Origin of the sequence: Streptomyces sp. SID5910 (genome assembly GCF_009862125.1) — a bacterium.
In the GTDB taxonomy this organism is placed as follows: Bacteria; Actinomycetota; Actinomycetes; order Streptomycetales; family Streptomycetaceae; genus Streptomyces.
This window is the reverse complement of the sequence record NZ_WWHX01000972.1, coordinates 1-6,999: the sequence shown is the minus strand read 5'-3', so window position 1 is coordinate 6,999 and position 6,999 is coordinate 1. Positions and strand designations below refer to the sequence as shown.

Here is a 6,999-nt window from a genome sequence, read left to right as displayed (position 1 = left end):
TCGGCGAACGGGGCGCCCGCGGCCGTCGCGGCGAGCGCACCCAGCGGCGCCCCTTTCAGCAGCGTGCGGCCGGCCTCCCGGCGCCCGGCCGCCAGCCGCAGATACGCCCGGTGGCCCAGCGCCTGGTTCCACGCCCAGGACACCAGCCCCGCCACCACCAGCGCCGTCACCGTGCCGCCGTGGGGCAGCAGGCGCCCGGCGAGCGCGTAGCCGAGGCCGGGCAGCGCGAACAGGGCGCCGCGCAGCGCACAGCGCACATGGTCGGGCCGCCAGGGGTCCGCGGGCCGCGGCGGCTCGGGGAAGCTGCGCGGGACACGCTCGTACAACGCCGTGGCCAGCGAGAACAGGTCGCGGTGCCCGTACTGCTCCGCGATCGCCTCGCCGGTCAGCCCCTCCGACTCCAGCAGCGCGGCCACCTCGTAGGGGTGGACGGCCGGGGCGACGCGGTCGGCGAGTTCGGCGGCCAGCCGGTCGACCGCCGCGTGCTGTACGCCGTGCCCGGGACGGACCAGGGCGAGCGTGTGGTGGTCGGCCGCGCGCGGGACGGGCCTGCGGGCGTCGGCGAGGCGCAGCGCCAGCGTGTCCTGCTCCGCGCCGCCGGGTTCCAGCGCCATGGGCCCGCTCATCCGGTCGCGCTCCCCACCGGAGCCGCGCCGACCGCCGTGAAGGGCTCCCCGTCGGCCGCCGCGGGCACGGCCGCGGCGCCGAACGCCGACAGCTCCAGATAGATGGACCGGAAGGTGTCGATGGTCTGCCGGAGCGTGAACTGCTCGATCACCCGCAGCCGCGCCGCCTCGCCCATCGCCCGGCGCCGCCCGGCGTCACCCAGCAGCTCCAGCGCGGCGGCGGCCATGGCGGCCGGGTCGCGGGGCGGTACGACGAGACCGGTGCCGCCGACGGCCTCCCGCACGCCGCCCACGTCCGTGGAGACGGTCGCCCGGCCGCACGACATGGCCTCGATCAGGGTGAACGGGAAGCCCTCGCTGATGCTGGACAGCATCACCACGTTCCCGGCGGCGTACGCGTCCTTGATGTCCTCGACCCGGCCCTCGAAGGTGACGGCGTCCCCGTGGCCGAGTTGCGCCGCCAGCGCCTCGCAGCGCTCCCGGTACGCCTCGCCGCCGCGCGGCGTGCCGCCGAACAACCGCAGCCGCGCCGCGGGCAGTTCGGCCCGCACCAGGGCGAAGGCGCGGATCAGGGTCTCCAGGTCCTTGATCGGGTCGACCCGGCCGGCCCAGCTGAGCACCGGCTCCGAGGGCTCCGGACCGGCGGGCGGGAACGCGGCCGGGTCGACGCCGTTGTAGACCGTGCGTATGGACTCCGGGGCGGCGCCGCCCTGCTCCTCCCACAGCCGGTTGTAGCGGTTGCCCGGGGTGATCAGGGCGGCCCTGCGGTACGTCTCCTCGGCCAGCAGCCGGAAGAAGCCGAGGACGAGCGCCTTCACCGGCCACGGGTAGGGGGCGGTGCGGTAACCGAGGTACCGCTCGCGCAGATAGACCCCGTGCTCCGTCAGCAGCAGCGGTACTCCGTGCCGTTCCAGCGCGGCCAGCCCGGGCAGCACGGCCACGCCGCCGCTGACCGCGTGCGCCACGCCCTGTTCCGGGCACGGGGCGGCCAGCGGGCGCAGCGCGTGCTCCAGCAGGGCGGTCGCCGTCACCGCGTCGTGCACGGTGGGCCGGGCCTCGCGCACGGCGAGCCCCGGCCGGTTCCACACGGCGGTCAGGATGCCGATCGCCCGGTCACCGCGCAGGAACGGGCTCAGCCGGCCGTCCGCGGCGGCCCGCGCCATCCGGTACAGGGCGGGGCCGAACCCGGCCTCGGCCCGGGGGTCGAGCAGCGCGGTCACGAACCGCTCGTAGGCGGCCTCCAGCCGGCTGCGCTCACGCCCGCGCGGGAGGCGCCCCTCGGGGGCCGGGCCCCACATGGGCACGGAGACGACGCGGTCGACATGCGCGGGGATGTCCCAGACGACCGGTTCGCGCCCGGTGCCGGTGACGGCGACGACGTCGAAGCCCAGGTCGGGCATGCCGGTGACGAGTTGGTCGCACCAGACACTCACTCCGCCGTGACTGTGCGGGTAGGTGCCCTCGGTGAGCAGGGTGACGCGCGGCGCGCCGGGGCGCCGCGCGCCGTGGGGAACGTGCATCGGTGTGCTCCACGGCCGGGGTGTGGGGTGGCGGGACCTGCGGTGGGCGCGCTCAGCGCTCCGTGCCGTAGGGCACCGGCTCGCTCACGCCGGCCGGTACCCGGGTGCGCGGGGCGGCCGGCGTCGCGGCGGCCGTGTCGCCGGAACCGGTGACCGCGGTGGGAGCGGTGGCCGACGACGGCAGGGTGAGGGCGAGGGCGCCAGAGGCCCCCGGCGTCGTCCAGCCCGACACCGCACCGGCGTAGGCGTCGCCGAAGCCCGTGCCCGCGCGCTGGGTGCCGGCCGGCATGGTCGCCGGCACCGCGACGCCGTCGGGCGCCTCGACGGTCACGGCGGAGCCGACGCGGTAGGCGGTGACGTGGCCGGCGTCGACGGCCGCCTGCCAGGCCGCGCGGCGCTGGAGTTCGACGCCGATGTCCGCCATGCGCAGGTTCACCACGGGGGTGTTGTCGGCGAACAGCCCGGCGTAGCCGTCCAGGACACCGTCGAGGACGGGGTAGGCGATGCGGTCCTCGGCCAGGTTCGACTGGTGGATGAAGTGCGGCTTGGGGTCGTTGGCGAGGACGTGCCCGAGCGCGATGCGGGTCTCCAGCGGCACGATGTGGTCCGTGTAGCCGGTGGCCGTGTCCAGCGGTGCGGTCAGGCAGGTGGAGGTGGCCGGGTTGTCCTCGCAGATGCCGCTGCCGCCCTGGGCGCGGCTGGTGTAGATCCAGTTGTACTCGTCGACCTGCTCGGCCGCCCGCCCGGCGTTGTAGAAGACGTTCATCGGGTAGCGGGAGACGGTGGTGGCGCTGCCGACCCGGCGCTGCACGGGGTCGCGGGAGTTGTCCGAGCCGAGCCAGGTGACGCCGTTGTCCGTGAGGGCGGGGCCCAGGTTCGGGTTGTCGTCGGGCTGTTGCGGGGTCACCTTCAGGCCCGAGTGCTCACCGGTCACCAACTCGTCGTCGTCCAGCGGCAGTCCGGCGCCCTCGCCCCAGACGCGGTTGGTGGCGATCTCGTCCGCGATCTCGTTGCGGGAGACCCACCGGGTGCTGCCGTCGGCGTTCACGGCGCACTTCCACGGCACGACGCTGACGTCCTGGACGCAGCCGAGGAAGGCGTGCGTGTAGGTGTGGTTGATCCACCGGAACGCGGCACGGTCGGCGATCAGCTTGTCGGCGAGCGGGTCGGCGCCGTTGTTGTCCTGACGGAAGTCGACGCTGCCGGAGGCGTTGTAGGCCAGGTCCAGGGTGATGTTCCTGCTGTCCTGCCAGGCGAGGGCGTGGTCGACGTCGGCGGGGACCATGCGGATCGGGTCCGGCGTCCCCTCGCCCGGCGGGCAGTCCACGTCACCGGGCGTGCAGTTGAGCGCGGTGTCCCAGCGGTCGTCGGCCGCGAAGACGTCGTCGACGTGGACCGCGAAGTAGTTGCGGTCGGCGCCCAGGTGGACCCCGCCGGTCATCCACTCGACGATGCCCCGGGCGAGCAGCCGGAACTGCTGCTGGTACTGGTTGTAGACGAAGGTGACGACCAGTTCGCGCCGCCCGTCGTGCCGGTACTCGCCCACGAGCGAACCCTTGGTCGCGCGCCCGGGTATCGCCGCCTGGACGTACGGGACGAAGTCCGCGCCCGGCGCGGGCGTCGACAGATAGGCGTAGGACTCGCCCACGGAGGGGGAGTTGTCCTCGAAGGGCACGGCACCGTCCAGGTAGCCGAAGGGCCCGGCCAGACCGGCCTGGGTCACCTCGGCCCGTACGCCGTCCAGGCTGCCGGCGTAGCCGGTGCCGACCGCGTACTGGAGCCCGACCTCGGGGCGCGCGTAGGTGTACGCGTCGACCTGGGGGATCCCGTACGTCTGCTCGTAGGCGGCGAGGGCCGCCATCTCGCCCGAGTTCGCCGGGAAGGGGTTGTCGTTGGGCATGACCACGGCCTGGAACCTGGCGCGGGGCCGTCCGTCCACGGTGTCCGCCAGGAAGCCGGCGTCGATCGAGGGCCGGTCCGCGTCCCCGAGGTCGACCTCCGTGTACGGCGTCCCCGCGGTCCGCAGCTCGGCGGCGATGGCGTCGGTGGCCGGTCCTCCGTCGCTCACGACCAGCACGCGCAGGTCGACGCGCGGTGCGGGGTCCTCCGCCCGGGCCGTGCCGGCCGGTAGTGCGAGCGACGCGATCAGCGCGCCCACGGTGAGCGCCGTCGTGCGAATGGTCCGCTTCATGCGGTGAGATTCCCTCCCCCGGGCAGGGGTGGGCCGCCCCTTTCGGAGCCCCCCACCCCATGACAACGCCGCCGCTCCCCTGAGACGCCGGTCGTCAACGCATCCGTCGCGTCACATAGTGAGGTCTGTGTGGAGCTTTTGTGTGCCTGCTGCGGAACTTGACGGAAAAGCACTTGTGTCCATTCGGTCCCGGCCGGGCCGTGTCCGGTACCCGGGGAGCGCCGTCCGGGTAGGGGCCGGAATCCTCCGCAGGGCCTGTGTACTGCTGCGAAGCGACATCGGACGACCACGGAATGTCATATTCCGACCGATCCCGGTGTCAGAGGTCTGCACCAATGTGCCGACCGGCCCTGGTGCGAGATCAGGTCACGCGTGATCCACGAGCCGACGGCGGCCGGCCCGTCGTGGGGCCGGCCGCCGCCGGTGCTCAGTACGTGGGAGGGGGTGCGGTCAGGCGCACAGGACGCGGGTCTCCGGCGTGTAGACCGGGCCGCCGTTGACGCTCGCGCTGTCGCTGAACTCGGCGTAGTAGTACGAGTAGAAGCCGATGTTGCCGTTGCAGCCGGAGTCGGCGGCGACCTGGAGCGTCAGCGTGACGGTGCGGCTCTGGCCGGGCGGGATGGTGGCACCGTAGTTGGCGCCGAGGTCGGCGGGCCCGGTCCCGCTGCACGGGACGGCTCCGTTCTCCGCCGCCAGAGTGCAGCCGGTGAAGCTGTACTTGAGGTCCGGGCGCTGGGTGGTCAGCCAGGTCGGGTCGATCGTCTGGTACACGAACCAGATGTCGTACGTCTTGTTGTTCTTGATCGTCATCGACAGGTTCACCGTGCCGCCCGGCTGCGTGGTCGCCGCGTCGGTGCTGAACGTCAGCTCGGCCGGGGCCGGGTCGGCGGCGCTCGCGGTCGGCGCCAGGCCGAACAGGGCGAGGGCGAGGGCGATGATCGTGGCGAGAGAGAAGCGTCTCGTTCGTGTGGATCGCATGGCCCGGGACACTAGGCACGGCCCCCGCGCACCGTCTGCACCGCCGGGAACAGCGGGAACACGGCTCGGCCGGAAGTGTGCGTCCGGTGAAGGAGGTGTGACGGCACCGTCACAAAGGGTGGCTGCGGGTGTTCCCGCACGACAGCGCCGTGCGGGCACCGGCCCCGCCGGTGACCGTGCCGACTCGCCGCGCCGCACCGGCCGGCCGGCGGCAATGGCGGATTCCGGGTGCCCGCCGCGAGCGGCCCGTGCGCCCGGGACACGGGGTCCCCGGACGCACGGGCGCCTGGCTCAGCCTTCGGTCACGGGAACTGGGTGACCTTGGACGGCACGGTGTCCGTCCCCGACGTGGGCGCGCCGGTGTCGTTGATCACGTGGGCGTACTGGCCCTTGCCGCCCAGGGAGATCACCATCAGATGGCGCATCCTGACGCCCGGCTTGACCGGCACCTGGAACCCGTGGTGCTGGACGATCGTGTCGTCGGACGTGTAGTTGCAGTAACTGCCCAGCGCCACGGCGTCGTGCTCGCTCACCGTGTCGGCGACCTTGTAGGCGGCGTAGCCGACGATGCCGTCGTGGGTGATGGCGGCCGCGTTCGGGGCGTCGTACGCCTTCTCGTTCTGGAAGAAGATCGTCCGGCCGCGCTCCCCGCTCCAGTACACGTCGTACTTGTTGAAGTGCTCCACGAACAGGCCCGTCGCGAGGACGTCGTCGCCGTTGACGCGCAGCCCGTAGTCGGCCCGGTTGGTCTCCCAGCCGACGCCCTCGCCGTGGTCGGCCCGCCAGATCCAGGTGTGGTCGATGATCACGTCGTCGCTCTCGACCACGACGGAGTCGGTCGCCTTGCCCGGTCCGGCGCCGCCGACGCGGATGAACACGTCCTGCATGGTGGTGGGGTTGGCGGAGTGGTCGGCGCTCGCGCCCGGCGTCCCGATCCGCAGCAGCGCCTCGGACCGCACCGGACCGGCGTCGATCAGGAAGCCGGCGAGCCGCACGCCGTCGACGTCGGCGACGTGGAGGGCGTCGACGCCGTTGTCCGGGACGATCGTGGCCAGACCGAGGCCCAGCACCACGGTGTTGGCCCGGTTCACGTTGATGGTCCGGTCGACGTGGTAGACACCTGGCGTGAACAGCAGGTTGAGGCCCTGGTCGAGGGCGGCGTTGATCGTCGCCGCCGTCGCGCCCGGCTTGACCACGTAGAACTGGCTCAGCGGCAGCGAGGTGCCGCCGGCGTTCGCCGGCCAGGAGACTCCGCGCGCGTTGGTCCGCTTGGCGGGCACCCGCACCTTGTACTCGTTGCCGTCCAGGTAGAGGAACGGCTTCTCGCGCGAGATGGGCGTGGTGTCGAGCGTGGTGTACGGGCCGGTCTCGAAGTTGCTCGCCGGCGCGCCCTCGACGCCCGTGAAGGTCATGTTCCAGACGCCGTTGGTCCAGCCGCCGACCGAGCTGTCCCGGGTGTACCACTGCTGCTGCGAGTAGGGGCCGACCGTGCCGTCGATCTTCGAGTCGGCGATGTAGCCGCCGGAGGCCCAGCCGTAGCCGTTGGGGGCGAGGTTGAGGCCGCCCTTGACGTGGATGCGGCGGAACGGCGCGGCCTGCGCGACGGCCCAGCGGTCGGTGCCGTTGGACGGCGTGATCGCGAGGTTCTCGGCCGAACGCCAGAAGTTCTGGGTGGCGTTGCCGT

4 protein-coding genes and 1 pseudogene are annotated in these 6,999 nt (G+C 73.0%); all 5 read right to left on the bottom strand.

Annotated features, from left to right (window positions below; all coding sequences use genetic code 11):
* Positions 1–626 (bottom strand): annotated as a pseudogene (locus GTW67_RS34910) (hypothetical protein); the annotation flags it as partial.
* Complete coding sequence (gene pelF, locus GTW67_RS34905) at positions 623–2,146, bottom strand: GT4 family glycosyltransferase PelF (RefSeq protein ID WP_161168730.1); 1,524 nt, start codon at positions 2,144–2,146, stop codon at positions 623–625. The pseudogene GTW67_RS34910 and the gene pelF, both read right to left, overlap by 4 nt.
* A gap of 52 nt (positions 2,147–2,198) precedes the next feature.
* Positions 2,199–4,337 carry a hypothetical protein gene (locus GTW67_RS34900; protein ID WP_161168729.1) on the bottom strand — a complete coding sequence of 713 codons (2,139 nt, stop codon included), beginning with the start codon at positions 4,335–4,337 and terminating at the stop codon, positions 2,199–2,201.
* 450 nt (positions 4,338–4,787) lie between these two features.
* On the bottom strand, positions 4,788–5,315 hold the full coding sequence (locus tag GTW67_RS34895) for a COG1361 family protein (protein ID WP_161168728.1): 528 nt from the start codon (positions 5,313–5,315) through the stop codon (positions 4,788–4,790).
* A gap of 302 nt (positions 5,316–5,617) precedes the next feature.
* On the bottom strand, positions 5,618–6,999 hold a 1,382-nt coding region (locus GTW67_RS34890), incomplete at its 5' end, for a pectate lyase-like domain-containing protein (protein ID WP_524539856.1).